Origin of the sequence: Streptacidiphilus sp. MAP5-3, from assembly GCF_041262505.1 — a bacterium.
Lineage (GTDB): Bacteria > Actinomycetota > Actinomycetes > Streptomycetales > Streptomycetaceae > Streptacidiphilus.
Map to the genome: position 1 here is coordinate 52328 of NZ_JBGCCL010000015.1, position 25549 is coordinate 77876.

General features: G+C 72.6%; 24 protein-coding genes. 13 read left to right on the forward strand and 11 right to left on the reverse strand.

Going from position 1 to position 25549, the window contains the following annotated elements:
* Positions 1 to 51: 51 nt before the first annotated feature.
* Positions 52 to 417, forward strand: a complete 366-nt coding sequence (locus ABH928_RS22170; RefSeq protein WP_370069130.1) for a hypothetical protein — start codon at positions 52 to 54, stop codon at positions 415 to 417.
* A gap of 86 nt (positions 418 to 503) precedes the next feature.
* Here the strand turns inward: ABH928_RS22170 and ABH928_RS22175 are convergent, their stop codons facing one another.
* From ABH928_RS22175 to ABH928_RS22190, 4 genes are all read right to left on the reverse strand, one after another.
* Positions 504 to 1751 (reverse strand): flavin-containing monooxygenase, encoded by a 1248-nt coding sequence (locus ABH928_RS22175; RefSeq protein WP_370069132.1) that lies wholly within the window; start codon positions 1749 to 1751, stop codon positions 504 to 506.
* A 160-nt stretch (positions 1752 to 1911) separates the two neighbouring features.
* On the reverse strand, positions 1912 to 2511 hold the full coding sequence (locus tag ABH928_RS22180) for a maleylpyruvate isomerase family mycothiol-dependent enzyme (RefSeq protein WP_370069134.1): 600 nt from the start codon (positions 2509 to 2511) through the stop codon (positions 1912 to 1914).
* Positions 2512 to 2583: 72 nt separating this feature from the next.
* The gene (locus ABH928_RS22185; RefSeq protein WP_370069136.1) at positions 2584 to 3558 is read right to left on the reverse strand and encodes an RNA polymerase subunit sigma-70; all 975 of its coding nucleotides are present in this window, start codon (positions 3556 to 3558) and stop codon (positions 2584 to 2586) included.
* A 17-nt stretch (positions 3559 to 3575) separates the two neighbouring features.
* On the reverse strand, positions 3576 to 4847 hold the full coding sequence (locus tag ABH928_RS22190; RefSeq protein WP_370069138.1) for a hypothetical protein: 1272 nt from the start codon (positions 4845 to 4847) through the stop codon (positions 3576 to 3578).
* A gap of 177 nt (positions 4848 to 5024) precedes the next feature.
* Here ABH928_RS22190 and ABH928_RS22195 point away from each other — a divergent pair, with 177 nt between their 5' ends.
* From ABH928_RS22195 to ABH928_RS22205, 3 genes are all read left to right on the forward strand, one after another.
* A complete protein-coding gene (locus ABH928_RS22195; protein ID WP_370069140.1) occupies positions 5025 to 5546 on the forward strand; it encodes a hypothetical protein in 522 nt (173 codons plus the stop codon).
* The gene (locus tag ABH928_RS22200) at positions 5543 to 6190 is read left to right on the forward strand and encodes a maleylpyruvate isomerase family mycothiol-dependent enzyme (protein WP_370069142.1); all 648 of its coding nucleotides are present in this window, start codon (positions 5543 to 5545) and stop codon (positions 6188 to 6190) included. The genes ABH928_RS22195 and ABH928_RS22200 overlap by 4 nt, the downstream gene beginning before the upstream one ends.
* Before the next feature lie 174 nt (positions 6191 to 6364).
* On the forward strand, positions 6365 to 6856 hold the full coding sequence (locus tag ABH928_RS22205) for a hypothetical protein (protein WP_370069144.1): 492 nt from the start codon (positions 6365 to 6367) through the stop codon (positions 6854 to 6856).
* A gap of 23 nt (positions 6857 to 6879) precedes the next feature.
* Here ABH928_RS22205 and ABH928_RS22210 read toward each other — a convergent pair whose 3' ends face one another.
* On the reverse strand, positions 6880 to 8418 hold the full coding sequence (locus ABH928_RS22210; protein WP_370069146.1) for a glycoside hydrolase family 47 protein: 1539 nt from the start codon (positions 8416 to 8418) through the stop codon (positions 6880 to 6882).
* 166 nt (positions 8419 to 8584) lie between these two features.
* Positions 8585 to 9943, reverse strand: a complete 1359-nt coding sequence (locus tag ABH928_RS22215; RefSeq protein WP_370069148.1) for an NAD(P)/FAD-dependent oxidoreductase — start codon at positions 9941 to 9943, stop codon at positions 8585 to 8587.
* Positions 9944 to 10094: 151 nt separating this feature from the next.
* Here ABH928_RS22215 and ABH928_RS22220 point away from each other — a divergent pair, with 151 nt between their 5' ends.
* The 8 genes from ABH928_RS22220 (at position 10095) to ABH928_RS22255 (ending at position 16808) form a co-directional block, all read left to right on the forward strand.
* Entirely contained in the window at positions 10095 to 10838 is a 744-nt protein-coding gene (locus ABH928_RS22220) for a HipA family kinase (protein ID WP_370069150.1), read from the forward strand.
* Positions 10838 to 11284 (forward strand): DUF3037 domain-containing protein, encoded by a 447-nt coding sequence (locus tag ABH928_RS22225; RefSeq protein ID WP_370069152.1) that lies wholly within the window; start codon positions 10838 to 10840, stop codon positions 11282 to 11284. Before ABH928_RS22220 ends, ABH928_RS22225 begins: the two co-directional genes overlap by 1 nt.
* A 122-nt stretch (positions 11285 to 11406) precedes the next feature.
* A complete protein-coding gene (locus tag ABH928_RS22230) occupies positions 11407 to 12978 on the forward strand; it encodes an MFS transporter (RefSeq protein WP_370069154.1) in 1572 nt (523 codons plus the stop codon).
* 111 nt (positions 12979 to 13089) lie between these two features.
* Positions 13090 to 13971 carry a TetR/AcrR family transcriptional regulator gene (locus ABH928_RS22235; RefSeq protein ID WP_370069156.1) on the forward strand — a complete coding sequence of 294 codons (882 nt, stop codon included), beginning with the start codon at positions 13090 to 13092 and terminating at the stop codon, positions 13969 to 13971.
* Positions 13972 to 13995: 24 nt separating this feature from the next.
* Positions 13996 to 15426, forward strand: a complete 1431-nt coding sequence (gene purB, locus ABH928_RS22240) for an adenylosuccinate lyase (protein ID WP_370069158.1) — start codon at positions 13996 to 13998, stop codon at positions 15424 to 15426.
* 175 nt (positions 15427 to 15601) lie between these two features.
* A complete protein-coding gene (locus ABH928_RS22245) occupies positions 15602 to 15784 on the forward strand; it encodes a YegP family protein (protein WP_370069160.1) in 183 nt (60 codons plus the stop codon).
* A 126-nt stretch (positions 15785 to 15910) separates the two neighbouring features.
* Positions 15911 to 16147: a hypothetical protein gene (locus ABH928_RS22250; RefSeq protein WP_370069162.1), complete on the forward strand. Its 237-nt coding sequence runs from the start codon at positions 15911 to 15913 to the stop codon at positions 16145 to 16147.
* 121 nt (positions 16148 to 16268) lie between these two features.
* Positions 16269 to 16808 carry a hypothetical protein gene (locus ABH928_RS22255; protein WP_370069164.1) on the forward strand — a complete coding sequence of 180 codons (540 nt, stop codon included), beginning with the start codon at positions 16269 to 16271 and terminating at the stop codon, positions 16806 to 16808.
* Here ABH928_RS22255 and ABH928_RS22260 read toward each other — a convergent pair.
* Together ABH928_RS22260 and ABH928_RS22265 are read right to left on the reverse strand one after the other, a co-directional pair.
* Positions 16778 to 17326 (reverse strand): GNAT family N-acetyltransferase, encoded by a 549-nt coding sequence (locus ABH928_RS22260; protein ID WP_370069166.1) that lies wholly within the window; start codon positions 17324 to 17326, stop codon positions 16778 to 16780. The two genes, ABH928_RS22255 and ABH928_RS22260, sit on opposite strands and share 31 nt — an antisense overlap.
* 30 nt (positions 17327 to 17356) lie before the next feature.
* On the reverse strand, positions 17357 to 19441 hold the full coding sequence (locus ABH928_RS22265) for a SpoIIE family protein phosphatase (RefSeq protein WP_370069168.1): 2085 nt from the start codon (positions 19439 to 19441) through the stop codon (positions 17357 to 17359).
* Positions 19442 to 19725: 284 nt separating this feature from the next.
* Between ABH928_RS22265 and ABH928_RS22270 the strand changes: the two genes are divergently transcribed.
* Positions 19726 to 20985 carry a GAF domain-containing protein gene (locus ABH928_RS22270; RefSeq protein ID WP_370069170.1) on the forward strand — a complete coding sequence of 420 codons (1260 nt, stop codon included), beginning with the start codon at positions 19726 to 19728 and terminating at the stop codon, positions 20983 to 20985.
* Positions 20986 to 21055: 70 nt separating this feature from the next.
* Here the strand turns inward: ABH928_RS22270 and ABH928_RS22275 are convergent, their stop codons facing one another.
* From ABH928_RS22275 to ABH928_RS22285, 3 genes are all read right to left on the reverse strand, one after another.
* Positions 21056 to 23284 (reverse strand): SpoIIE family protein phosphatase, encoded by a 2229-nt coding sequence (locus tag ABH928_RS22275; protein WP_370069172.1) that lies wholly within the window; start codon positions 23282 to 23284, stop codon positions 21056 to 21058.
* 55 nt (positions 23285 to 23339) lie between these two features.
* Positions 23340 to 24575 (reverse strand): MFS transporter, encoded by a 1236-nt coding sequence (locus tag ABH928_RS22280; RefSeq protein WP_370069174.1) that lies wholly within the window; start codon positions 24573 to 24575, stop codon positions 23340 to 23342.
* Between the two features lie 243 nt (positions 24576 to 24818).
* On the reverse strand, positions 24819 to 25460 hold the full coding sequence (locus ABH928_RS22285; protein ID WP_370069176.1) for a class I SAM-dependent methyltransferase: 642 nt from the start codon (positions 25458 to 25460) through the stop codon (positions 24819 to 24821).
* Positions 25461 to 25549: the final 89 nt, after the last annotated feature.

Sequence of the window (25549 nt, forward strand, 5' to 3'; positions counted from 1 at the left end):
CACCAAGGCCCTCGGTCGGAATTCCGAAGTCCACTCAAGCAAGGGGGAAACATGGGTACATGGTTCAAGCGGACCGCCGCGTCCGGCGCGGTGCTCCTCGCAGCGGCTGCCGCCGTCGGTTTCGCGGGCGGAACCGCCCAGGCAGACGACTTCATCGGCGTGAACTCCAACGTCGGCGTCTACTCCGCGCCCAACGCGAGCTCCAGCAAGGTCGCGCCCGACCTGCACGCGGGTGACGCGGTCCAGGTCAACTGCTGGACCGCCGGCGGCAACGTGGGCAGCTCCGGCGACGTCTGGTACCACGCGGACGCGGAGGTCTACCCGACCGGAGAGACCTACATCGAGGGGTGGGTCTTCGGGCCCTACCTCGACGGGGCCGCCGCGTTCCACAACGGCGCCATCCCCAAGTGCCCCTGATCCCCTCGGTTCCGGGGGCTTGACCACCGTGTGCCCGGCGAGCGGCTCTACCGCTCGCCGGGCACACGCGCCCGTGCGGGTGTGCGTCAACTCTCCTGCGCGAGATAACCCCGCTGGGTCGCGATGTGGTCGGCGACGTAACGGGCGTCGTGCCAGACGCCCCAGATGAAGCTCGACCCGCGGCGGGAGAGCCAGGGCAGGCCCAGGAAGTAGACGCCGGGCTCGGCGGATACGCCGCGCCGCTGCTCCGGGCGGCCCTTCTCGTCGAAGGCGTCGACCTCCAACCAGCTGTAGTCGGTGGCGTAGCCGGTCGCCCAGACGATCGAGGTGACCCCGGCCTCGGCCAGGTCGAGCTCCGGCAGGGGGTTGGTCACGCGGTCCGGATCCGGCCCGAGCACGTGGGCCTGCGGCTCCTCCGGCAGGTCGAGACCGTTGCGCTCGACGTATGCGTCGGCCGCGCGCAGCAGCGCGAGGTACGTGGCGTCGCCCCGCGCGATGTTGCTGCCCAGGTCCGCCGCGAAGCGCAGCACACCGTCGTCGTAGGACGCGGTCAGACCGACGAGCTCGATGCCGTCGGCGGCCAGGGCACGGAAGTCCACCGTGTGGCCGCCACGGGCGCCGCTGACCGCGATGGTGACGTGTTCGGCGCCCTGCGGCGGCGTCTCCGCGTCCCAGAGTCCGAGGACGCCGAGCCACCAGCAGAAGTCCCGGCCGCGGTACTCGCGCGGCGGACGGTCGTGGGGGCCGACCGAGAGGAGGACGCGGCGGCCGGACCGGCGCAGCTCGTCGGCGATCTGGACCCCGGACGATCCGGCGCCGACCACCAGCACGGCGCCCTCGGGCAGTTGCTCCGGATTGCGGTAGCCGTTGGAGTGGATCTGCACCGGGACCGCGCCGTCCGGGACGATCGGCGGGATCACCGGCCGCTGGAACGGCCCGGTCGCGGCCACGACGTAGCGGGCGTCGATGGCGCCCTCCGACGTCTCGACGCGGAAGCCGGGCCGCCCGGCGTGCCTGCGCACGGAGGTCACCTCGACCCCGCACCTGACGGGGGCTCCGATCTTCTCGGCGTACGCGGCGAAGTAGTCCGCCACCCGCTCCTTCGATGCGAAGGCGTCGGGGGCGACGTCGTGGAACTCCAGCCCCGGGAACCGGTCGTGCCAGGCAGGCCCGTTCGCGACCAGGGAGTCCCACCGCTCCGAGCGCCACCGCTCGGCGATCCGGTGCCGCTCCAGGACGAGGTGCGGGATGCCGTGGGCCCCCAGGTGCTCACTCATCGCCACGCCTGCCTGGCCGGCCCCGACGACGACTACTTCGGTCTCTTCACTCGGCATCTCAACCTCCGCTCATGCGGCAGACCTTCCGGTGGTCCGGAGTCGCGTCGACCGACCGTGCTACCGCACGAGAAATCCTCGGTCGCCCTTCGAAGTTCTGTCCAATAGAGGTTTTCGTTGTAGGACATCTGATTTGGAGATGAAGAGAGCGGGCACACCGTCAGCGCAGCGGGCGTCGGCCGGTCACGGTCAGCAGGACGTCCTTGACCGGCAGGTCCACGGGGTCGCCGGTGCCCAGAGCGATGTCCGCGTCCGTGGCCCGAAGCGTGACGCCGCTGAGGTCGACGCCGAAGTAGGCCAAGGCATGGGGCTTGGCCTGGGCCAGGACGGTCGCGATCCGCTCCGGCGGGGCGGACGGCAGGCCGAGGGGTTCGGTGATGTCGAGGCCGTGGATCACGTCATGGCTGAGCGCCCCGGCCGGGCCGCCGCCCGGGGGTTGCCAGGGATGGCGGACGTTGTCGCGCAAGGCGCGCAGCAGGTCCGCGTCGCCCATCCGGTCGCCGTCGCGGCGGGCCGCCGCGTCCGCGTAGCGGTTGAAGTCGAAGCGGTGCGCCGCGAGCCCCGCCAGGAAGCGCGGCGTGCTGACGCGGAACGGCATGGTGATGTGCGCGACGACCTCGCGGACGCGCCAGCCGGCGCACAGCGACGGGGCGTCCCACTGCTCGTGGGTGAGGCCTCCCAGCAGGTCCGCCAGCCGTTCACGTTCGGCACAGGTCTCGGCGCGAGGGTCGGTGTCGCTGCGGTTCACGTCCGGATTCATGATCTCTCGTTCCCGTTGCGGAAGAAGTGTCGGTCACTGCTCCTACGTCGCGGGAGGCCGGAACTCATCGCTTCACACGACGGGAGTCTCCAGCAGCTGCGGCAGGCCGAACTCCGCGAACCGCTCGCCCGCGCCGAAGAAGGCGAGAAAGGTGACGCACTCCGCCACCCGGTTGCCGCGCAGCTCCAGCACCAGCAGCGCGAAGGGACGCAGGACACCGTCCGCGTCCGGCCGGTACTGACCGAGCGTCAGGGAGCCGTTCGCGGGCGCGCCCGGCACCAGGCGGTCCGCGGCGCAGGCGTCGGCCCCGAAGGTCATGGCCGTGCCGATGCTCTGCGGTCCGTCGAGCCACCACAGGAACGGCGGCATGCCGGAGCGCACGTCGTCGGCGAGCAGTCCGACCAGCCGCTCCACGTCGTGGGCCTCGAACGCGTCCACGTAGCCGCGCAGCAGGTCCCGCTGCGCCGGGTCGTCGGGGTCGGGCGCGTCGGTCGGGTCCGGGCGGTGCTTCTCCAGGGTGGCGCGGGCCCGTTGCAGGGCGCTGTTGGCGGCGGCGAGCGAGGTGTCGAGGACCTGCGCGGTCTCCTCGGCGGTGAAGCCCAGCACGTCCCGGAGCACCAGCGCGGCGCGCTGCCTCGGCGGGAGCCATTGCAGCGCCGCGACGAAGGCGAGCCGGACCGACTCCCGGCGCACCGCGAGCTCGGCCGGATCCGCCGCCCGGTCGAGCCGGGAGTCCGCCATCGGCTCCACCCACCGGTCGGACGGCAGTGGCGTCCCCAACGCGCCGCCGGTCGCGGCTGGTCCCAGGTCCCAGGGCAGCGCGCGGCGGCGCGCCCCGCGCAGCAGGTCCAGGCAGACGTTGGTGGCGATCGTGTGCACCCAGGTGGACAGGCTCGCGCGCCCCGGGTCGTAGCGGTGGAGATTCCGGTGCGCGCGGATCATCGTCTCCTGCACCGCGTCGTCCACCTCGGTGGCCGCTCCGAGCAGGCGGTAGCAGTAGCCGGTCAACGGCGTGCGGAGCGATTCCAGCGCTGCTTCGGTGGACATGTGCCCATCCTGCCGATTCACACGGGCTGCGGGGTGGTGTACTCGCGCCAGTCGGCGGGCTTCTGGCCGACGCGGAGGGTGCGCAGTCTGGCCAGGACGGACGGGTCCTGTGCCTCCAGCCAGGCGACGAGCTGCCGGAAGGAGACGAGCCGGACGTCGGGCTTGCCCGCGATGTCGCGCAGGGCCTGCTCGACGGACTTCATGTAGATGCCGCCGTTCCAGCTCTCGAAGTGGTTGCCGATGAAGAACGGCGCCCGGTTGGTGGTGTACGCCCGGTTGAAGCCCGCCATGTAGGAGAGGTACGACTGCTGCTGCCAGTATGGACGCTTGGCTGGATTGCCGTTGGGAGTGCCGCCGGTCTGGTTGGCGAGCATGTTGTAGTCCATCGACAGCACCTGGAAGCTGTGCCCGGGGAACGGGATCGACTGCAGCGGGAAGTTCCACAGCCCGTGCGCCGTCTTGCCCGGCCACATCTGCAGCCCGCCCGGCGAACTCGCGTCGTACTTCCAGCCCATCGCGGCCACGGTCGGCAGCAGGTGCTTCTGGCCCAGCAGGCAGGGCGTCCGGCCGCCGATCAGCTCCTTGCGGTAGTCGAACGGGAGCGGCTCCAACTCGGCGCGGCCGGTGTTGGTCTTCCAGGTCTCGACGAAGCCGATGGCCTGCTCCAGCTCGCTGCGCCACTGCGCCGGGGTCCAGGTGCCCACGCCGGTGGCGGGGCTGCAGAAGTGGCCGTTGAAGTGGGTGCCGATCTCGTGGCCCTCCAGCCACGCCCCCCGTACCTGGTCCAGCGTCATCTTCACGTGGTCGTCGGCCAGGTAGCCGATGTCCGACGCGCCCGGCCGGTGGCCCGGCGGCAGGTAGAGGTCCTTCTTGCCCTCCGGCAGCACGTAGATCCCGGAGAGGAAGAACGACATCGTCGCCTTCACCTCCTGCGCCACTCCACGGAAGTGCGAGAACAGCTTCTTGCTGTCCTCACCCGCACCGTCCCAACTGAAGACCACGAACTGCGGCGGACGCTGGCCCGGCTGCAACTTTTCCGGCACCGGCTGGAACGGCTGCGGACCCGTGTCCGCCATCGAACCGTCACCGATCAACGTCACCGGCCGCGCCTGGTCCTCCTGCCCGCTGCCCGCGCGGTCGGCGTGGTCCGCCGCCGACGGAGCGCGGCCCCACGACAGCCGCCGTGTGGGGGTAGACGCCCCGTTCGAGCAGCCGGCCAGCCCGGCGGCCGCGGCGGCGGCCGACGCGCAGGCGGCCGTCAGGATCGTGCGTCGACCGACGGGCTCCATGCGGGCCTCCTGTCTGCGTCCTGCTGCTGTCCGATCATGTGGTGATTCCCACCATTGCGGACGCCACGCTGCGTGATATCCATGAATGACCCGAATGTGCCGAATGTGGAGAGTGGAGGCGGTCCGTTTGGCGGAGCCGGGTCCGCGGGCGACATCCCGGATTGGCATTCTTGACCTGTGAACCAGACTGAGCAGCTGTCGCCTCTCGCCGAGCCGGACCTCCGTACCACGCAGCAGTTGGTCGAGCGCGCCCGTCGCGACGGCATCACCCGGTTCCAGGTCGTCGCCCTGGTGCACCCGGGCGACGCCGACGACTACGTGCTCCTGCTCGACCACCAGGGCGACGACGTTTGGGCCCTTCCCGTCGCCGAGGTCCGTCCCACCGAGAACGTGGCGCTCACTCTCGACTGGCTCTGCAACGAGCATCTGGGCCTGCGCTCCTGGAGCGCCGAGTTCGCCACCTCCGCCGGCTACACGACGCCGGACGGCAACGAGGTGCTGCAACTCGCGTTCGACGTCCCCGTGCCGGAGGGGAACAGGATGACCTGGAAGGGCGCGTGCCAGTGGTGGCACGTAGGTGCCGAGCCGTCGTCCCTCCACCGCCTCGCCCGGCCGATGTTCGACAAGTTCGAGCAACTCCAGCACGTCCAGCACGTCCAGCACGTCCAGCAGGTCGCGCAACTCCGGAGCGCCGAATGACACCGCCGGTACAGCCGACACCGCCCACCGACGTCTGGCGGCTGATCCACGCCGAGCGGGCCGCCCTGGCCGCCGACCTCGCGGACCTGACCGAGCAGCAGTGGGCCGTCCCGTCGCTCTGCGAGGGGCTCACCGTCCGCGAGGTGCTCGCGCACCTGACGGCGGGGGCCAGCCTCAACCCGGTGCGGTGGATGGTGGGCGTGATCCGCTGCCGCTTCGACTTCGACCGGCAGGTCGCCGTGCGGCTGGCCGAGCAGCTGGGCGCCACTCCGGATGAGACGCTCGCGCGGTTCCGCCGGGTGATCAGCGGAACGACCAAGCCGCCGCTCTCGAAAGTGGCGATGCTCGGCGAGAACATCGTGCACGGCGAGGACATCCGCCGACCGCTCGGCATCGAGCGCGCCTATCCCGTCGCCACCCTGACCACGGTGGCCGAGTACTACGCGGGCTCCGACATGCCCGTCCTCTCCAAGACGCGCGCCGAGGGCCTGCGGCTGACGGCCACCGACGGCCCCTTCGCCGCCGGCGACGGGCCGCAGGTGTCCGGCACGACCCTGGCGCTCATCATGGCCATGGCCGGCCGCGCGTCGTACTGCGACGAACTCGACGGTGAAGGCGTCGCCACCCTGCGCGAGCGCTGCTGAGCCCCGTCGTGCTCCCGCACGGCCGAAAGCGACCGCATCCCGACCGGACCGGCCGGGCATAGGTGAAGAGGGGGCCCCGCGGCGGACCGAGGAGTCGCGGCGACGGGGGAGCCGAAGGAACGGAGCGGACCGCGCGAGCCGGGCCCCGGTGGCGGCGTCGACGAAGGGGAGACCGTGGTGACGCTCGCGGTGACCGGGCACAGGAACCTGACCGAGCGGACCGCCGAGCTGGTCCGGATCGAACTGCGCAAGCTGCTGGCCTCCCTCGCCGAACGGGGGCCGCTCACCGGGCTCTCCTGTCTGGCCAGGGGCGCGGACACCATCTTCGCCGAGGAACTCGTCGACGCCGGGGGGAGGTTGGTCGTCGTGCTGCCGTCGCGGCACTACCGGGAGAACAAGGTGCGGGCCGAGCAGGCCGAGACCTTCGACCGGCTGGTCCTGGCCGCTGCGGAGGTGCACGAGCTCTCCTACGCCCAGGTCTCCGAGGAGGCGTACCAGGCGGCCAACGAGGTGCTGCTCAGCCGCGCCGACACGGTGGTCGCGGTCTGGGACGGCGAGCCGCCCGCCGGTCCCGGCGGCACCGGGGACGTGGTCCGGCGCAGTCGGGCGGCGGGCCTGGCGGTGGTCCGGGTCTGGCCGGAGGGCTCCGCGCGCGGGGGCGTCTGACCGGGCGGGGACGCCCGGAATCGTTACCGCACCCCGGCCAGGATCTTCCCCTCGGTGGACAGGATGCCGGTCCGGTAGTCGAAGCGCGGCGTGCCGGAGAACATCAGCCACAGGTACTTGAGGTTCTCCGCGAACCAGTAACCCGGCGTCAGGTCGCCCAGCACCGGCCGGGCGGGGCGCATGTCGTCGATGACGGTGTAGCCGCCCGCCACGCGATGGTGCGTGCGCATGTTCTCGAACCACCGCCAGGCCGCCGCCTTGTAGCCGGGGTCACGGGTGAGCCGCCACAGGTCGAACGCGGAGTTGGCGTACTCCGGCCGCAGTTGGGCGCCGCAGTCGACGACGCCGAACGTCGCGTAGTCGATCGTCTCCGGCAGCACGGGGTGCCGATCCAGGACGGCGGTCCACGAGCGGAAGTAGGCCTCGCCGCGCGGCAGATCGCCGCCCTTGCCGAGCAGACCCGCGTAGAACGAGGCGAGTTCGGACTGGACCGTGCCGCCGGTGCGGGCGCCGGTGGTGGCGTCGACCGGGTGGTACCAGGGCAGTCCGCCGCGCACGTCGGTCTGGTGCGTCTGCACCGCCCGGGTCAACATCCGGTACCACTGCGTCAGTTGGGCATCGTTCAGCAACTTGCCGCCGCCCCACAGGTACTCGCAGAAGGAGTCGGCGGGCGGGTTGGGTGCGATGGAGGTGCGGTCGAGCCAACGGCCCGTCTCCGCGTCGATGGTGGTGCCGAGCAGGTCGAGCGCGCTGCGCCTGGCCAGCACGGCCCGGTAGGCGCGCAACGAGGCGTCGTAGTAACGGGAGTCGCCCACGAGTCGGGAGAGCAGGCCGAACTCCATCATGCTGGTGCCCGCCTCGGCGAGCGGCACCTCACGGCCCTGCACTTGACCCGTACGCAGGTTGACGTGGGTGTAGGGGATGCCGGTCGGCGAGGAGGTGAACGCGGGCAGCAGCCGGTCGGCCAACTCGCGGGCGCGGGTCAGCAACGCCTTGCTGCGGGTGGCCAGATGACTCGCCAGCAGGCCGCCAACCAGGCGGATGACCGCCTCGAAGACGTGGATGTCGACGTCCTGTGTCGGGTCCAGGTGCGCCTCCACCCAGGCTTGCGAGCGGGCCAACTCCGCGTCGCAGCCCATCACGTAGAGGGTGTCGAGGGCCTCGACCATGGACAGCCCGAAGGTGTGGCCCGGGGCGAAGAAGTCGTTGTGCCCGCCGCTGAGCGGCATGAGCTCGTCGTGGCCCCAGGCCTTGGCGCAGTAGCCGTTCCAGCCGTGCAGGTACTCCGCCTTGATCGCCGCGGCGGCCTGCGCGTCGGCGGGCACGGCGGGCACGGCGGGGCGCTTGGCACCGGGCTTGGCCGCCACAGGCTTGACGGGGCGCCTGGCGGCGCCGGGCGTCGGGCGGGCCGGGATCGGACGTCCGACGGCGAACGCCGGCGCGGCGAGGACCGAGGAGGCAGCGCCCAGCAGGACGCCCCCGGCGGCCGAGCCGAGCAGCAGACGGCGCGAAGGCAGGGACGGACGCGGCAGGGACTGCGCATGCGTGAAGTCGTCGGACATGCACGCAAAGTTATGACCTTCTGTCTGTCAGGCCGGTAGCGCCGTTCGTGTCGCGTCGAAGTGCGCCAGGACGGGTGACATGACTGCATGCCCATGCCAGAATTGGCGCGCCCTGGACGGCGCAGGTCACAACCCGCCGCCCAGGGCGTCCGCTCGTAGGAAGGCCCTACTTCCTGGCCTCCAACTCCGCCGTGTACTCCCGGATCTGGTCCTTGGTCAGATACGAGTCCGTGTACTCGAAGTCGCGCAGCCGGGCGGGCCGCCGGGACTGGAAGCCGGTGCGCACGAAGTCGTCGCCGGCAGTCGCGTTGAGCAGCCAGTTCGTCATCACCCGGACCTTGGCGACATTGGTCCGCAGCGCCATCAGGTGGTAGCCGCGCGCCACGCCCTGCGCGGCGACGCCCTGCATCTCGATGCCGAGCGGCTTGGACACCGCGTCCGCGCCGCCGAGGTCGACGACCAGGCCGAGGTCCTTGTGGAAGTACGGCTTCAGCTCGTGGCCGCGGATCAGGGCGATGACGTTGTCGGCCACCGCCTTGCCCTGACGCTGCGCGTGCTGCGCGGTGGGGGGGCAGACCGCGCCGTCGCCCTTGGCCAGGTCGGGGACGGCGGCGGCGTCGCCGAGCGCGAACATGTTCTCGAACTGCGGCACCCGCATCTCCGCGGTGACCGCGAGCCGACCGCGGACCGTCTCCGCGTCCAGGGTGTTGACCAGCGGGCTGGCGGCGACGCCCGCGGTCCAGATCAGCGTCCGGGAGGGGATGACCCGGCCGTCCGTCAGCTTGACCGACTCGTCGCCGACCTCGGCGACCGAGACGCCGAGCGAGATCTCAATGCCGCGCTTGCGCAGGATCTCCATCGCGTCGTCGCCCAGCTTCTCGCCGAGCTCGGGCATCAGCTTCGGGGCGATGTCGATCAGGTGCCACTTGATCAGGTTCGGGTTGAGCCTCGGGTAGCGGCGGATCGCGGACGTGGTGACGCGCTGCAGGCAGGCCGCCGTCTCGGTGCCGGCGTAGCCGCCGCCGACCACCACGAACTGGAGCCGGGAGATCCGCTCCTGCTGGCTGGTGGCCGCGTCGGCGAGGTCCAGCTGTGCGATCACGTGGTCGCGCACGTAGGCCGCCTCGGCCAGCGTCTTCATGCCGCGCGCGTGCTCGACGAGGCCGGGGATGTCGAAGGTGCGGGTCACGCTGCCGGGGGTCAGCACCAGGTAGTCATAGGGCTCGGCCACCAGGTCGTCGGTGATCTTGCGGAGGATCACCATCTTGGCTTTGGGGTCGATGCCGACCGCTCCGCCGGGGATGATCCGGGTCCGCCGCAGCATCCGGCGCAGCGAGACCGCGACCGACTGCGGCGTGAGCACACCGGCCGCGACCTGCGGCAGCAGCGGGAGATAGAGCTCGTAGCTGAACGGCGCGATCAGCGCGATCTCCGCCTCGATCGGCGCGAGCTGCCGCTCCAGCCGCCGTGCGCACTCGACGCCGGCGAAGCCGCCGCCGACCACGAGGATCCTGGGTCGTTCCATCGTGCCCATCCCTTGACGGTCGAGGTCACCATTCCTGGCCACACTCGCACGGACCAGGAGTGCCCGCCACCGGTCGGACAGGAACGGTCGTCCGACCGGCACGAGGCCGCTGTGGCCGGGCTCGGGCCCGCTGCTGGATAGGGTGGGGCGCATGTTGCGTGAGGTGTCGGCGGATCGTTATGTGACGCCGCTGAGGGAGGGCGGCTCGCTGCCGGGCCTGGTCGAGTCGGAGCGCGGGACGCTCTTCGTCGCCAAGTTCGTCGGGGCCGCGCAGGGGCGCAAGGCGCTGGTCGCGGAGGTCGTCGCGGGCGAGCTGGCCCGACGGCTGGGGCTCAGGGTCCCCGAGCTGGTGCGGCTGGAGGTGGACCCGAGGGTTGCCGTGGGCGAGCCTGACCAGCAGGTCCAGGACCTGGTAAGGGCGTCCGGTGGCACCAACCTCGGCATGGCCTTCCTGAGCGGCGCGCTCGGCTTCGACCCGCTGGCGTTCCCGGTGGACCCGGCCCTGGCCGGACGCGTGGTCTGGTTCGACGGGTTGATCGGCAACGTGGACCGCTCCTGGCGCAACCCCAACATGCTGGTCTCCGGCGGCGAGCTGTGGCTGATCGACCACGGCGCCAGCCTGATCTTCCATCACAACTGGCCGCGCGCGGCAGCCTCCGCACAGAAGGCCTACGACGCGTCCGCCCATGTGCTGCGCTCCTTCGGGCCGGACCTGGCCGCAGCCGACGCCGCGCTCGCGCCGCAGGTCACCGAGGCACTGCTGACCGAGGTCCTGGCCCTGGTCCCGGACGTCTGGCTGGCGGACGAGCCCGGCTTCGGCTCCCCGGACGAGGTCCGCGCGGCGTATGTCGCGCAGCTGACGGCGCGGGTGCGGGCCTCGAAGGAGTGGTTCTGATGGTTCCCGAGACGGTTTCCGGGACGGTGTCCGGGCGGGTTCCCGGGCGGACGGTTCCCGAACTGGGCGAGAAGCTGGTCTACGAGTACGCGCTGGTGCGGGTGGTCCCGCGGGTCGAGCGCGGCGAGCAGATCAACGCCGGGGTGCTGGTCTACAGCCGCCAGGCGGGCGTGCTGCGGGCCGCCGTGCACCTGGACGAGGCGCGGCTGCTGGCGCTCGACCCCGACGCGGACGTGGCGGGCGTGCGGGCGGCGCTGGACGCCGTCGCCGGGATCTGCGCCGGCGGCGCGGCGGCCGGGCAGGCCGAGGGCGAGGAGCCGGGACGCCGCTTCCGCTGGTTGACCGCGCCGCGCAGCACCGTGGTCCAGCCGGGCCCGGTCCACTGCGGCCTCTCCGCCGACCCGGCGGCTGAGGCGGAGCGGCTGTTGGAGCTGCTCGTCAGGTAGGCGGGCCGGGTAGAAGACCAGGTCAGAGCCGGGGTCGCGATGCCGGAAATAATCCGTGGCGTTTGCCGTGCCCGTCCTTCTACAGTGTAGAAGTCTTGTACGCCGTAGAAGGGGTGGCCGCAGTGTCCGTCAGTCAACCGGACCAGGTGGGGACCGCAGGGGCGGGCGCCCACCGCAGACCGGACCGCTGGGTGATCCTGGCAGTGCTCTGCCTGGTCCAGCTCGTGGTGATCCTCGACAACACCATCCTCAACGTCGCCGTCCCCTCCCTGACCAAGGAGCTGGGCGCGACCACCTCACAGACCCAGTGGGTGATCGGCGCCTACTCGCTGGCCCAGGCGGGCCTGCTCATCGCCGCGGGCGGCTTCGCCGACCGCTACGGGCGCAAGCGGACGCAGCTGCTCGGCCTGGTCTTCTTCGGCCTCGGCTCGGCGGGCGCGGCGCTGTCGTCGACCGCAGGTGAGCTCATCGCCGCCCGCGCGGGTATGGGCATCGGCGGCAGCATGCTGCTTGCCACCAGCATCGCCATCGTGGTCCGCACCTTCGACGCGGAGGAGCAGCCCAAGGCCATGGCCGCGGCGATGGGCGTCGGTTCGCTGGGCTTCGCCCTCGGCCCGGTGATCGGCGGGCTGCTGCTGGCGCACTTCTGGTGGGGGTCGGTGTTCCTGGTCAACCTGCCCGTCTGCGTGCTCGGGCTGATCGCCGTCGCCCGGCTGGTGCCCGAGTCCAAGGACCCACGTGGCGACCGTCCCGACCTGCTGGGCGCCTCGCTGTCCACCGTCGGCCTGGTCGCGGGCGTCTACGCGATCATCCAGGGCCCCGGCTACGGCTGGACCTCGGGCCGCACCCTGCTCCCCGCCGCGGTCTGCGTCGTGGTGATGACCGGCTTCGTGCTGTGGGAGCGTCACACGCCGCATCCGCTGCTGGACATGTCGTTCTTCCGCAACGCGCGCTTCCGCGGCGCGGTCTCGGGCGGGGTGCTGGTCTCCTTCGGCATGGGCGGCTCGCTCTTCCTGCTGACCCAGCACCTGCAGTTCGTGCTCGGCTACGGGCCGCTCTCCGCCGGGCTGCGCACCGCGCCGATGGCGCTGACCGTGGTGCTGCTCAACCTGACCGGCACCGGCATGCGGCTGACCACCAAGCTGGTGCCGCCCGTCGCCATCGCCGTCGGGCTGACCCTGATGGCGGGTGGCCTCGCGGCCATCGCGGTCCTCGGGCACAGCGGCTCCTACCCGGGCATCCTCCTCGGCCTGGTGCTGATGGGCGCGGGTATCGCGTGCGCCCAGCCCGCGATGGGCGGGGCCGTGATGTCGTCGATCCCGCCGGAACGGGCCGGTATCGGCTCCGGGCTGATGGGCACCATGAGCGAGCTCGGCAACTCGCTGGGTGTCGCGGTCCTGGGCGCGGTGCTGACGGCCGGGTTCGCGGCCTCGCTGCCCGCCGGCGTGCCGCAGGCCGCCGCTCGCTCGCTGCCGGACGCACTGGTCGCGGGCGGACCCGGGAAGGCCCACCAGGTGCACAGCGCCTTCGCCGACTCGCTGACGAACGCTCAGTTGATCGGTGCGATCGCGGTGCTGGTGGGCGGGCTGGTCGCGGCCTGGCTGATCGGCCGGGCGGGCACGGCTCCCGTGGGCGGCGGCCCGGTCCCCGGCCGGCCGGAGACGCGCGAGCCGGAGCCCGCCCCGGCAGCCTGAGCCCCACGCTGACTACGATCGATGTGCGGGCAAAGGCGGCCTGTCGTGGCCGACGGCCGCCGCCCGCACATCGATCGGCCGGGGGCAGGCGAGGGAAGGCAGAGGCGCCGCATGGCGAAGGAGAGCGCGCAGGAGGACAGCGCGCAGGACGACAGCGCGCAGGACGACAGTGAGTCGGAGGGCGTCGCAGCTGAGGGCGGTGCGTCGCGGGAGAGCGCGAAGCGGCGGACCGCGTTGCCGAGCGTCAGCGTCTGGGCCGCGCCGCCCAAGGAGCGCAAGCGCGGCACCGCCCCCAGCGGCCTGACCCGGCAGAAGATCGTCCGCGCTGCCATCGCCCTGCTCGACGCCGAGGGTGAGGCGGGCTTCTCGATGCGCCGCCTGGCCACCGAACTCGGCGTCACTCCCATGTCGGTCTACTGGTATGTCGACAACAAGTCCGACCTGCTGGAGCTCGCCCTGGACGAGGCGCTCGGCGAGATGCGGATCGCCCCGCTCACCGAGGAGACCGACTGGCGCGACCACCTGCGGGCCATGGCGCACGAGTACCGGGCCTTCTACCAGCGCCACCTGTGGGCGGTCCGGATCGCGGGAGAGGTGCTGCCGCTCGGCCCGAACGCGCTGTTCTTCTCCACCAGCGCGATCAGCGCCATCGAGCGGACCGGTCTGCCGCCCGAGCAGTACGTGGCCGTGCTGGGGCTGGTCTTCCAGTTCGTCTACGGCTTCGCCACCTCCGAGGGCCAGCAGATGATCCGCATCCGCGCCGCCGGGGTGACCGAGGACGCGTACATGCAGGAGGTCAGGGACCTGGCGGCGCACGTCGACGAGACCTTCGTCGAGAACTCGGACCGGATCAGCCCTCCTGTCGAGGGCGAGCCGATGGCCGCCAAGCGGAACCGCTACTTCGCGGACTCGCTGGAGCTCGCCCTCGACGGCATCGAGGCCAGGGTGGTCCGCGACACCGCAGGTCCGGCGGCCCGGTCCGCGCGGCGCTGAGCTGGACCGTTAGAATGGCGCAGCGTGAGCGCCAAGCCCTTCATCCCCGATGTCCTGGCCGCCCGCTACGCCTCTGGCGAGCTCGCGCGGCTGTGGTCCCCCGAACACAAGGTCGTCCTCGAACGGCAGCTGTGGCTGGCCGTCCTCAAGGCCCAGGCCGACCTGGGGATCGACGTGCCCGAGGGCGCCGTCGCCGACTACGAGCGCGTGGTCGACCAGGTCGACCTGGCCTCGATCGCCGAGCGCGAGCGGGTCACCCGCCACGACGTCAAGGCCCGCATCGAGGAGTTCAGCGCCCTCGCCGGGCACGAGCAGATCCACAAGGGCATGACCTCGCGGGATCTGACCGAGAACGTCGAGCAGCTGCAGATCCGCCAGTCCCTGGAGCACGTCCGCGACCGCACGGTCGCGCTGCTCACCCGTCTGGCCGCGCTCGCCGCCGAGCACGGCGAGCTGGTCATGACCGGCCGCTCCCACAACGTCGCCGCGCAGGCCACCACCCTGGGCAAGCGCTTCGCCTCCGCCGCCGACGAGTTGCTGGTCGCCTTCACCCGGCTGGAGGAGCTGATCGCCCGTTACCCGCTGCGCGGGATCAAGGGTCCGGTCGGCACCAGCCAGGACATGCTCGACCTCCTCGGCGGCGATCAGCAGAGGCTGGCCGAGCTGGAGCAGCGCGTCGCCTCCCACCTGGGCTTCGACCACGCGTTCACCAGCGTCGGACAGGTCTACCCGCGCTCGCTCGACTACGACGTGCTGACCGCCCTGGTCCAGCTGGCCGGTGCGCCGGGCAGCCTGGCCAAGACGATCCGGCTGATGGCCGGCATCGAGCTGGTCACCGAGGGCTTCAAGGAGGGCCAGGTCGGCTCCTCCGCCATGCCGCACAAGATGAACACCCGCTCCTGCGAGCGCGTCAACGGCCTGGCCGTGATCCTGCGCGGCTACGCCTCCATGGTCTCCGAGCTCTCCGGCGACCAGTGGAACGAGGGCGACGTCTCCTGCTCCGTGGTGCGCCGCGTGGCGCTGCCGGACGCGTTCTTCGCCTTCGACGGCCTGATCGAGACCTTCCTGACGGTGCTGGACGAGTTCGGCGCCTTCCCGGCGGTCATCGCCGCCGAGCTGGACCGTTACCTCCCGTTCCTCGGCACCACCAAGGTGCTGATGGCCTCGGTGCGCGCCGGCGTCGGCCGGGAGACCGCGCACGAGGCGATCAAGGAGCACGCCGTCGCTTCCGCGCTGGCCATGCGCCAGGGTGTCCGCGAGAACCAGCTGCTGGATCGCCTGGCGGCGGACGAGCGGATCCCGCTGGACCGGGCCGGTCTGGATGCGCTGCTGGCGGACCGGCTCTCCTTCACCGGCGCCGCGTCCGGCCAGGTCGCCGAGGTGGTCCGCCGCGTCGAGGAGGTCGCCGCCCGCTACCCCGAGGCCGCCAAGTACCGCCCCGGCGCCATTCTCTGACGGGCCGACGGCTCACCGCCTCCTGATCGCCCGCGTCGCTCCGCTCCGGATGCCGACGCGGGCGATCGGCGTTAGCTTCGGCTGTAGCCGGTTCGCCACGAAGAGTGACTGATTCACGTCGTTCTGGTGGGCGGACGGCGAGGTCGAGTCGAACGAAGAGCGAAGGAGTGCGGGGATGCCCGGCAAGTTCGAGGTCCACCAGGACAAGGCGCAGGAGTTCCGTTTCACGCTGAAGTCGGCGTCCGGCGAGGTCATCGCCCTGAGCGAGGCCTTCGAGAGCCGTGAGGCGTGCGAGAAGAGCATCGAGGCGGTGCGCAAGAACGCGCCTTACGCCAAGCTGGTCGAGGCGGCCGGTTAGGCGAGCCGGCGTGGCAGCGGCCTGCGCGCCCACGCCCGCGCCTCCGCCCGCCGTCGGGACGGGAGCGCGGGCGCGCGCCCGGCGTGCCGACTGGAACCGAGGGCCTTGCGGACGGATGATTGGATCATGACGGGACAGTCCGGTACATCGGTGCGGGTCTGGGTCAAGATTGAGATCGACCCCCGCCAGGTGGTCGCCCAGGTGTTCGACGCGCTGAACAACCCGGTCGGCGACGAGACGGTGATCACCGAGCGCCACGACCTTTACGAGATCGCGCGCCGCTACGGCGTGCCGCTGGAGAACTTCGAGTTCGAGGGCGACTCCGCCGAGGTGATCGAGGCGGAGTTCCCGCCGCAGGTCTGACTGGCGGTCACCTCGCCCACATCGTTACCCGGCCGGACTTGCCGAAAAGTCCGGTGTGGTCGATTCTCTGACGCATGTACGACAGGGGAGTCGACGGGAGCATGCGGTGAGGAACCCGGCCATGTGGTCGCGCGCGGCGCTGATGGTGGCCTATCTGGGACTGATGGCGGCGATGGCCGGGGTGGCCTGGGAGACCGAGAAGATCGACCTCTCGGGCGTGGCCAAGGTCTTCACGGCTCTGGCCGCGGGCCTGATGGGCGCGGTGATCAACCCGGCCACGTCGAAACAGGCCCAGAAGGGCCTGACGCAGCCGCACCCGCCCGTCATCGACGGGGTGTGGGCCGCCCACGCGGTCATCGGCTGCGTCGCGTTGCTGGTGGCCGCCGCCGCGCTGGTTGTCGACGGTGGCCGGCATGTCAATGCCTCGGACGCCTTCGTGGCCATGGCCACGGCCTTCGGCATGCTCTTTGTGGACACCAGCTCCGCCACGCACGCGCTCGTGGGCGGGACGGCTCCGGCTGCGGTTCCCACAGCGGTTCCCGCGGCGGTGCCCGGCGCGGTTCCGGCTACTGCGGCGGCTTCTGCTGCTGCGACGGCTCCGGCCGCGGCGGCTGCCGCCTCCGGGAGTGCTCAGTCCTCGACGCCGAACGCGTCGGCGTAGCGGATCGATCCGGTCGGGACCGGGCGGCCCGGGTCCAGGGCGAGGGCCATCATCGCCTCGTCCGGGACGTCGAACGGCGGCTTGATGCCGTAGCCGGAGGCGGGCACGAACCCGAACCGCGTGTAGTACGCGGGGTGACCGAGCACCAGGACCAGCTGCTCGCCCGCCTCGCGCGCGGCGTCCAGCGCCGCGTGGACCACCGACGTGCCCGCACCGAGACGCTGCCGCTGCGGCAGCACGGCCACCGGGGCGAGCGCCAGCGCCGGGGCGCCGTCGACATGACAGCGCGTCAGCAGGGCATGTCCGACGACGGTCCCGTCCGGGGTCTCGGCGACGAACGAGGAGTCGGGCAGCCAGGCGCGGGCGTCCGTGCGCAGCGCGTCGACCAGGTCCGCCTCGTTGCGCGTCGGGAACGCGGCGAGGTTGACTCGGCGGACGGCCGCGGCGTCGGAGCCGTCGACGGCCTCGGCACGGGTCGGCCAGGGGCGCGGCTGCGGTGTGGAGATCATTTCGGGCATGCCTCACCCTAGCCGGACGCGGACACGTGCTCATCCGGCCGCGCCGCCGGGCGTGGTGAGCTCGGCCCAGATCACCTTTCCCCCGTCGTCGGTGAACCGGGTGCCCCAGCGGGAGGCCAGCTGCGCGACCAGGAAGAGGCCGCGTCCGCTCTCGTCCTCGCTGCGGGCCCGGCGCAGTCGGGGGGAGACGCCGCTGCCGTCGGCGACCTCGCAGATCAGCGAGCGGTCGCGGAGCAGCCGCAGCTCGACCGGGCCGTCGGTATGTCGGATCGCGTTCGTCACCAGCTCGCTGACCAGCTGTTCGGCGGTGGTCGCCAGCGAGTGCAGGCCCCAGCCGGTGAGCCGCGCGGAGACCTCGGCCCGCAGCCCGGCCACGGCGGACGGCTCCAGCGGTACGGACCAGCGGGCGACCCGGTCGTCGTCCAGGCCGCGGGTCTGGGCCACCAGCACCGCCACGTCGTCCCTGGGCCGTTGCGGCAGCAGCCGGGAGAGGACCGACGCGCACAGCTCCTCGGGCGAGCGGTCGCGTCCGACGAGGGACGCGCCCAGCCTTGCCATGCCGATGTCGATGTCCTGGCCGCGGTCCTCGATGAGGCCGTCGGTGTAGAGGACGATCCGGGAGCCTTCCGGGAGCGGCAGCTCGATCGCCTCGAACGGCGTCGAGCCCAGGCCGAGCGGGGGACCCGAGGGCACCTCCGCGAAGCGGACCGTCCCGTCCGGCAGGATCAGCGCGGGGGAGGGGTGCCCGGCCCCGGCCATGGTGCAACTGCCGCTGACCGGGTCGTAGATGACGTAGAGGCAGGTGGCGCCGATGATGCCGATGCCGCTGTGCAGACCGGCGTCCGGATCGCCGTCCAGCTCCCGGTCCATGGTGTCGACCAGGGCGTCGAGATGGCCGAGCAGCTCCTCCGGCGGCAGGTCGAGCGCCGCGAAGTTGCGCACCGCCGTGCGTAACCGGCCCATGGTGGCGGCGGCGTGGAGGCCGTGGCCGACGACGTCCCCGACCACCAGGGCGACCCGCGCGCCGGAGAGCGGGATCACGTCGAACCAGTCGCCGCCCACGCCCTCCTGGGCCGGGAGGTAGCGATGGGCCACCTCGACAGCGGGCAGTGCGGGCAGGGCGTGCGGCAGCAGGCTGCGCTGCAGGGTCAGTGCGAGGGAGTGCTCGCGGGTGAAGCGGCGGGCGTTGTCCAGGCAGACGGAGGCGCGTTGCGCCAGCTCCTCGGCCAACCGCAGGTCGTCCGCGCGGAACGGCCCGGCGTCCCGAGAGCGGTAGAAGGAGGCCACGCCGAGCACCGTGCCCCTGGCCCGCAGTGGGACGGCGATGACGGAAGCCATCCGGTACGCAGCCAGGCCCGGTTCGGCGCCGGTGACGCGCTCCGAGCACTCGTCCAGCACGGCCCGCCCGACGCGCAGCGCCCGGGCCTGCGCACCCTCCTTCGCGAACGCGACCTCGGCGCCGAGCGGGAGCAGCGGCCCGCCCGCGCGGATCGTCCGGGTCGCCGCGCGGTGCAGGGGCTCGCCGGTCTCGGCGGGCGGGGGCTCCTGGCCCGCGCGGACCCACCCGGCCAGGTCGACGGTGGCGTACTGGGCGAACTCCGGCAGTGCGACCTCGGCCAGCTCCTCGGCGGTCTGCGCCACGTCGAGGGTGGTGCCGATCCGGACCCCGGCCTCCCAAAGTAGTGCGAGCCGGTTCCGCGCGGCGACCGCGAGTTGCGCGTGGGTGGCGCCGGTGTTGCTGCTGGTGGTGATGCCGTGGGTGTCGTCGTCGGCCCTTGCGGTGGTCCCGGCCATCTTCGTTGCCCTCCCGTCCTGCCGTGCCTGCCTCGCCTGCCCGGCCCGCCCTGGCGGTGCCTCCAGCGCTGCGGGTGGAGGGTCGGGCGGGCGAACGCGGGTGGCGCCGATCAGACGCACCGGCTCGTCGGTGAGGGCCTGGCCTAAAGCGTGGCCGTACGGTGCGCCCCGGGCCCGGCCCAGGGCCTGCAGCCGGAACCGGTCGCGGGCGGCGGCCGAGCGGACGTCGGCTCCCAGGAGCGCCCAGACGCTCGCTGCGTCACCAGGGGTAGCTGGGTCCTCGGGGCGTGACCGCCGACCGTGCACCCAGGACGTCACCATCACGGCACCCTCCCCGCAGTCAGCGCCAGCTCCTTGCGTTCCTGTACCTGCACCCGCATCTGAACCCGCCCCTGCCCCGGCGGGCTCTGTCCCGACGCTAACCCCATGGCACGCCGCGCGGGCCGAGTCGTCTGCCAACCACTCGTTGGAGTGATAGGACGTCATATCTCCTCGGGATCAGCTGCCGTGACGGATACTGGCCACGCATCCAGGCAGGGCGGGCGGGGGCAGTCGCCTTGCAGGCTCCCTTGTCGGGCACGGCCGGGGCGCTGTAAATGGATGACGTGAGTGCTGGACGCGTGCGGGCGGGCAGGTCGGCCGGGACGGCCGGACAGGTGGCGACGGCGGCCGGACTGCGGCGGCGCCGTGCCGAGTTGGAGCGTGCCTGGTCCGGGCTGGCCAGACCGGAGGAGAAGGCCGAGAGCCTACGCGTCGAGGTGGCCGAGTCGTGGGCGCGCAGCGGGGCGAGCGTGGACCGGGCCTGCGTGGAGGCACCGGTCGGTGACGCGGACGCGGCCCGCTCGCTCTGGGCGCACTCGCGGCTGCGCGAGCCCATCACGGCCGTCGCGGACGAGCTGCGCCGGATCGCCGACGACGCGGGCTTCGTCGCGGCGGTCACGGACGAGTCCGGGACCATCCTGTGGACCTGCGGCGGGCGGCACATGCGAGCGCAGGCGGAGAAGCTCAACTTCGCGCCGGGCGGCCGGTGGGACGAGCAGGCGATGGGGACCAACGCGCTGTCGATGGCCCTGCTGCGCGGACAGGCCGCCACCGTCTTCTCCGCCGAGCACTACCTGGCCGCGCTGCACGGCTGGGTCTGCTACTGCGCGCCGATCCGCGACGCGGCGGGCCGGGTCCTCGGCGTGCTGGACCTGTCGACGACCTGGGACCGGTCGCACCCGCTGGCGCTGTCCACGGTGCGGTTGCTGGCCGCCGGGATCGAGGAGCGGCTGCGCGAGGACGAGCCGGGAGCCCGTGCTGCCACGCTCCGCCTGCGGGCCCTCGGCGAGACGCCCGCGCTGCACCGCGCTGGTGTAGAACTACCGTTGCGCCCACGCCAGTTGGAGATACTCGCGCTGCTGGCGCTGGAGCCCGAGGGCTTCACGCCGGAGCGGCTGCACGACGCACTCTACGGGGACCGCTCGGTGTCCGCCTCGACCTTCAAAGCCGAGGTCTCCCATCTGCGCAGCGCACTGGGCGGCGGGATCGCGACCCGCCGCTACGCGCTCACCGCAGCGCTGGCCTGCGACGCCGTCGAGGTCGTGGCAGCCCTCCGACGCGCCGATCCGGCGGCGGCCGTCGCCGCCTACTCGGGACCGCTGCTGCCGCGCTCGGAGGCTCCCGGCGTCGTCGAGTGGCGCGACCACCTGCACGTCGCGCTGCGCGAGGTGGTGCTCAGCGCCGTCGACCCGGCGCTGGCCCTCGACTTCGGCCGCCACGCCCGCTACGACGCTGCCCTGCACCGCCATGCGCTCGCCCTGCTCGACAGCCACGACCCCCGCCGCGGCATCGCCGCCGCGCGGCTGCGTGCAGCGGGAGGGTGAGCAGGCGGGTGAGGCGGGGTCAGTGGCGGCGACCGCGGCGGGAAAGCCGGGAGAGGGCCCGGCCGCGAACTCACCCCAAGGGCGGCGCGGGCAGGGGCAGCTCCGCCCAGATCGCCTTGCCCCGCAGGGCCGGGCGGACGCCCCAGCGTTCGGAGAGCTGGGCGGTGATGAACAGGCCACGTCCGCCCTCGTCGGTGTCCAGGGCGCGGCGGAGGTGCGGCGCGGTGCTGCTGTCGTCGCTGACCTCGCAGATCAGCGCGCGGTCGCGGATCAGCCGCAGCAGGACGGGACCGTCTGCGTGCCGGACGGCGTTGGTGACCAGCTCGCTGACGACCAGGGCCACGTCGTCGACCAGCTCGGTCAGACCCCAGTCAGTCAGCTGCGCCGTCGCCAGCGCGCGCGCCTGCCCCACCGACTCGGAGCTGTTCGGCAGCTCCCAGGTGACGGCACGGTCCGGCCCGAGTGCGCGGGGCCGCGCGATCAGGACGGCCGCGTCCTGGCGCGTTTCGTGCGGGGAATGCGGGGCGAGGGCGTCGAGGACGGTCACGCACAGGTCGCGCAGCGGGAGCTGTGTGTCGGCGAGCGCCGGGCCGAGCAGGTCGGCGTAGGCCGAGGCGGTGTTCGCGTCATTCCCGTCAACGCCGCCAATCCCGCCGCTAATCCCGTCGCGCCGGTCGAGGGGAGCGAGCGCGCCGTTCCGCAGGACGACCAGGCTGCCTTCCGGGAGCGTGCGACCGGCGACGGCGTAGTCGCCGACCCCCTGGCCCAGCGCCGGGCCGGGGTCGACGTCGAGCAGCTCCGCTCCGTCCGGGGTGACGACCACCGGGGCCGGATAGCCGGCGCTCGCCGCGCGCAGGCGCCGGCTGACCGGGTTGTAGACCGCGTACAGGCAGGCGGCCGGGACGGGCCGGCCCGGATCCGCTCCCGCATCCGATCCCGGATCCGCTCCCGCATCCGCTCCCGCATCCGCTCCCGCATCGGCGGGGCCGCCGCCGCGGGTGTTGCGGCTGACGATGTCCTGAAGCCGCGTCAGCAGCTCGTCCGGTGGCAGGTCCAGCTCGGACAGGGCCGCGACCGCCGCGCGGAGCTCGCCCAGGGCCGCGGCCGCGTTGGCGGTCGGCGCGAGGGCCTCCCCGGCGACCAGGGCGACTCGAGCGCCGGAGAGCGGCAGCACGTCGAACCAGACGTCCGCGGCACCGGCCGGGCGGTAGGCCTGCGCGGCCTCGACGGCGGACTGGGAGTAGGTCCCCGTGTCCCTGGCGGTGTGCTGGACGACGCCCGCGACCCACCGCTCCCGGCTGTAGAGGCGGGCGTTGTCCATGGACAACGCCGTCCGCGAGGTGAGCTGCTCGGCCAGCGTCAGATCGTCGTGGTCGTACGGCGCGGGGCTGCGCCAGCGGTAGAAGGACGCCAGACCGAGCACCACGCCACGGGCCAGCAGCGGCACCACCATCATCGTGTGCGCGCCGGAGGCGAGCAGCAGCTCGTCGCGCCGGCTCCGGTCCGGGTCCAGCCACGGCTGCGAGTCGGGGTCCAGACGGTCGATCAGCAGCGGCTGCAGCTCCGTCAGCGCCCGGTGGAACGGGCTGCCGGCCAGGTACTCGCCGACCTCGTCCTTGCGGGTGACCGTGGTCCTGGGCGCCTGCTGCGCCCGGGTGTCGGCGCGGCGGAAGACGGCGCGGCGGAGGGGGAGCGTCGGCAGGTCCGTGTCCGACGGGGGCGCCTCGCCGCGCAGCACCGCGTCGAAGACGTGCACCGAGAAGGTGTCGGCGAGCTGCGGGACCACGACGTCGCCGAGCTGTTCGGCGGTCCGGAAGAGGTCCAGGGTGGTGCCGACGGTGTTGGCGGCCAGGTCCAGCAGCTCCAGCCGCTCCTCGGCGCGCACGCGCTCGGTGATGTCGACGATCGCGGCGGCGACGCCGAGCACGGTGCCGTCGGCGTTCTGCAGCCGGAAGCTGGACACCGAGGCCACCCGGACCGGCGCCGCCGGGTTCGGGTCGTGCAGCCGCACCCGACGCTCCCGCACCGGAGTGCCCGTGGCGAGCACCTCCCGGCAGCCCGCGATCAGGTCCTCCACGTCCTCGACGTGGAAGGCGTTCAGCACCTCCGCCATCGGGAGGCCCAGCAGTTCCTCGACCGGGAGGTCGCTGCGGAACCGTGTCGTGGTGTGGGCCCGGAGCAAGCGCAGCCGTGGATCGTAGACCTGGAGCCCCACCGGGGACTGGGTGAAGAGCGCACCGAGCACTGCCTCGTCCAGCCCGGGACCGGACGCTCCGGCCTCCTGGGGGGATCTGGTCACGTCGCCACGTCTCCTGCGCATGCTGCTCGGCGGGCCGGATGGAGCGGGCCAGGGCTCATGGCGATGAAATCACGGTGTCCGAGCCCTTCGCCACCGCAGCCGGTCCCGGTGTGGCGGGCGGATCGAAGCGTGCCCGGCGCACGAGAAGCAGGGCGACGACCGCGGCGACGACGGAGGCGGCCCAGGCGGTGCCGAGGGCCGCCGGGTATCCGTGGGTCGCGGCGAGTCGTCCGGCCGCCACGGCGGCGGTCCCCTGGCCGACGATGAGACCGCTGCCGAGCAGGGTCATCGCTTCGCCCATCCGGTGGGCCGGTGCCACGGTCTCGGCGAGCCCGAAGATAGCGATCAGATGGGGTGCGACGGCCACCCCCACCGCCGCCACGGCGAGGGCCGCCGCCGGGAGCCCGTGCACGGCGAGGAGCGGCAGGGCCAGCACCGCCTGGCCCACGACCGCGACGCGCAGCAGCGAGGTGAGCCGGACCGCGCTCCGGCGGAGTGTCACCACCAGACCGGCGACACTGCTGGTCACCGCCATGCTGCTCCAGACGAGTCCGGCCATCCCCGGATCGTCCAGTGTCCTGGCGAGGGCGTTCACCCCGGCGTTGGCGGCACCCCAGACCATCCCCTGGAGCAGCGCCAGGGCCAGCAGCACGACCAGGGGCGTCGAGAGGAGACGCGGTCCGCTGCCGCTCCCGGAGCGCGCGCACGGGCCGGGCGCGGACCGATGCCGCGCGAAGGCCGTTCCGGCCACGGCTGTCAGCAGCGCGGCGAGGGCCACGCCGGCGGCGGGATGGATGCCGACGGCGAGCACGCCTGCCAGCGCGGGGCCGACCATGAAGCCGAGTTCGTCCAACAGGGTGTCCAACGACAGGGCGCGGGCCACGAGTTGACGTTCGCCGGGGAGCCCTGCGACCAGCGCGACCCAGCGGACCCGGGAGAGAGGCCCGATCTGAGGGACGGTCAGCCCGGCCGCCAGGGAACAGAGCGCCTCGACGGCGAGCGACCGCCCGGTGGTCACGGCGGCCACCAGGGCGGCCGTGGCCACGCCGTTGACCAGGGACGCCGTGACGAGGGTGCCCCGATGGCCCCGGCGGTCGGCGATCCGGCCGATGAGCGGGCCGCCGACGGCCTGACCCACCCAGAGGAGCCCGGCCGCCAGACTCGCGTTCCCGATGCCCGAGCCGGCCGTGATCATGATGAGCGTGCCGGTCGGGGCGAGGGCCGCCGGCAGTCTGGCGAGGAACGAGGTGACCGGAAGCCACGGCCCGGTGAGGACCAGCAGTTCGCGCACGCCAGCCTCGTCCGGCGCGCCGTCGACCGGGCTCGGGCTCGCGCACGGGCTCTGGACCGGGCTCGGTAGAAGGGCCTTTTCTCCGCTCACTGCCACCCCAACGGATCGAGAGAGCCGGAGTCTCGCACGCGGATCCGGGGGTCGGGCGGCTCTCCGGCCAGCGTTGGAGGACCCTATGAACCACGTACGGCCACGAACTGACGCATCGTCTGTTCCGACGATGGAACTGCGCCCGGCATCCCCTCAACTACGCCGTGCGAAGAGAACCGCCTGCGACGACTGTTCGCCCGGCCCCAGCACCAGCTGGGCCTCGACCGCGAAACCGGCCTCGCGCAGCCAGGCCGTCACCTGCTCCGGCTGACGGCGATGGACCTGGACCCGCATCGGATGGCCGCCGTAGCCCTCGGTCTTCGTCCGCGCGCCGTCGCCGATGTGGAAGAGGAGCTGGAGTGGCGCGCCCGGACGTAGCGCCCGACGGAACTGCCCGAGGACGACCGGCACCTGGTCGTCGGGGATGTGGATCAGTGACTGCCAGGCCAGCAGGCCGGCCAACGAGGCCTCGGCGAGGTCGAGTTCCGTCATCGAGCCCACGTCGAACCGCAGGCCGGGGTGGTCGCGCCGGGCGACGTCGACCATGCCGGGGGAGAGGTCGATGCCGAAGGCGTCGAGACCGAGGCCGTGCAGGTGGGCGGTGACGTGCCCGGGGCCGCAGCCGACGTCCGCCACCGGCCCGTCGCCTGCCGCCCGCACGCTGTCGGCGAACAGTGCCAGGGCGGCGCGGACGTAGCGGCCCTGGGTGAGGGAGTCGCGCATCAGGTCCGCGTAGTCCGTTGCAACGGTGTCGTAGGAGGTGCGGGTGTCGGTCAGCCAGTCGTCCGTCCACATGGCAGACACGGTAGTGCTCTCACCGTGGCGCCTGTTGCCGTCCCGTCCGCGCGGAGAGGACGGAACGGCATCGGCGCTAACGGCCGCGC

Bases quoted from the DNA above. Each gene is read 5' to 3' on its own strand.
- ABH928_RS22170 (WP_370069130.1), top strand. From the start codon at position 52: ATGGGTACATGGTTCAAGCGGACCGCCGCGTCCGGCGCGGTGCTCCTC.
- ABH928_RS22175 (WP_370069132.1), bottom strand. From the start codon at position 1,751: ATGCCGAGTGAAGAGACCGAAGTAGTCGTCGTCGGGGCCGGCCAGGCA.
- ABH928_RS22180 (WP_370069134.1), bottom strand. From the start codon at position 2,511: ATGAATCCGGACGTGAACCGCAGCGACACCGACCCTCGCGCCGAGACC.
- ABH928_RS22185 (WP_370069136.1), bottom strand. From the start codon at position 3,558: ATGTCCACCGAAGCAGCGCTGGAATCGCTCCGCACGCCGTTGACCGGC.
- ABH928_RS22190 (WP_370069138.1), bottom strand. From the start codon at position 4,847: ATGGAGCCCGTCGGTCGACGCACGATCCTGACGGCCGCCTGCGCGTCG.
- ABH928_RS22200 (WP_370069142.1), top strand. From the start codon at position 5,543: ATGACACCGCCGGTACAGCCGACACCGCCCACCGACGTCTGGCGGCTG.
- ABH928_RS22210 (WP_370069146.1), bottom strand. From the start codon at position 8,418: ATGTCCGACGACTTCACGCATGCGCAGTCCCTGCCGCGTCCGTCCCTG.
- ABH928_RS22215 (WP_370069148.1), bottom strand. From the start codon at position 9,943: ATGGAACGACCCAGGATCCTCGTGGTCGGCGGCGGCTTCGCCGGCGTC.
- ABH928_RS22220 (WP_370069150.1), top strand. From the start codon at position 10,095: ATGTTGCGTGAGGTGTCGGCGGATCGTTATGTGACGCCGCTGAGGGAG.
- ABH928_RS22225 (WP_370069152.1), top strand. From the start codon at position 10,838: ATGGTTCCCGAGACGGTTTCCGGGACGGTGTCCGGGCGGGTTCCCGGG.
- ABH928_RS22235 (WP_370069156.1), top strand. From the start codon at position 13,090: ATGGCGAAGGAGAGCGCGCAGGAGGACAGCGCGCAGGACGACAGCGCG.
- ABH928_RS22245 (WP_370069160.1), top strand. From the start codon at position 15,602: ATGCCCGGCAAGTTCGAGGTCCACCAGGACAAGGCGCAGGAGTTCCGT.
- ABH928_RS22250 (WP_370069162.1), top strand. From the start codon at position 15,911: ATGACGGGACAGTCCGGTACATCGGTGCGGGTCTGGGTCAAGATTGAG.
- ABH928_RS22255 (WP_370069164.1), top strand. From the start codon at position 16,269: ATGTGGTCGCGCGCGGCGCTGATGGTGGCCTATCTGGGACTGATGGCG.
- ABH928_RS22260 (WP_370069166.1), bottom strand. From the start codon at position 17,326: ATGCCCGAAATGATCTCCACACCGCAGCCGCGCCCCTGGCCGACCCGT.
- ABH928_RS22265 (WP_370069168.1), bottom strand. From the start codon at position 19,441: ATGGTGACGTCCTGGGTGCACGGTCGGCGGTCACGCCCCGAGGACCCA.
- ABH928_RS22285 (WP_370069176.1), bottom strand. From the start codon at position 25,460: ATGTGGACGGACGACTGGCTGACCGACACCCGCACCTCCTACGACACC.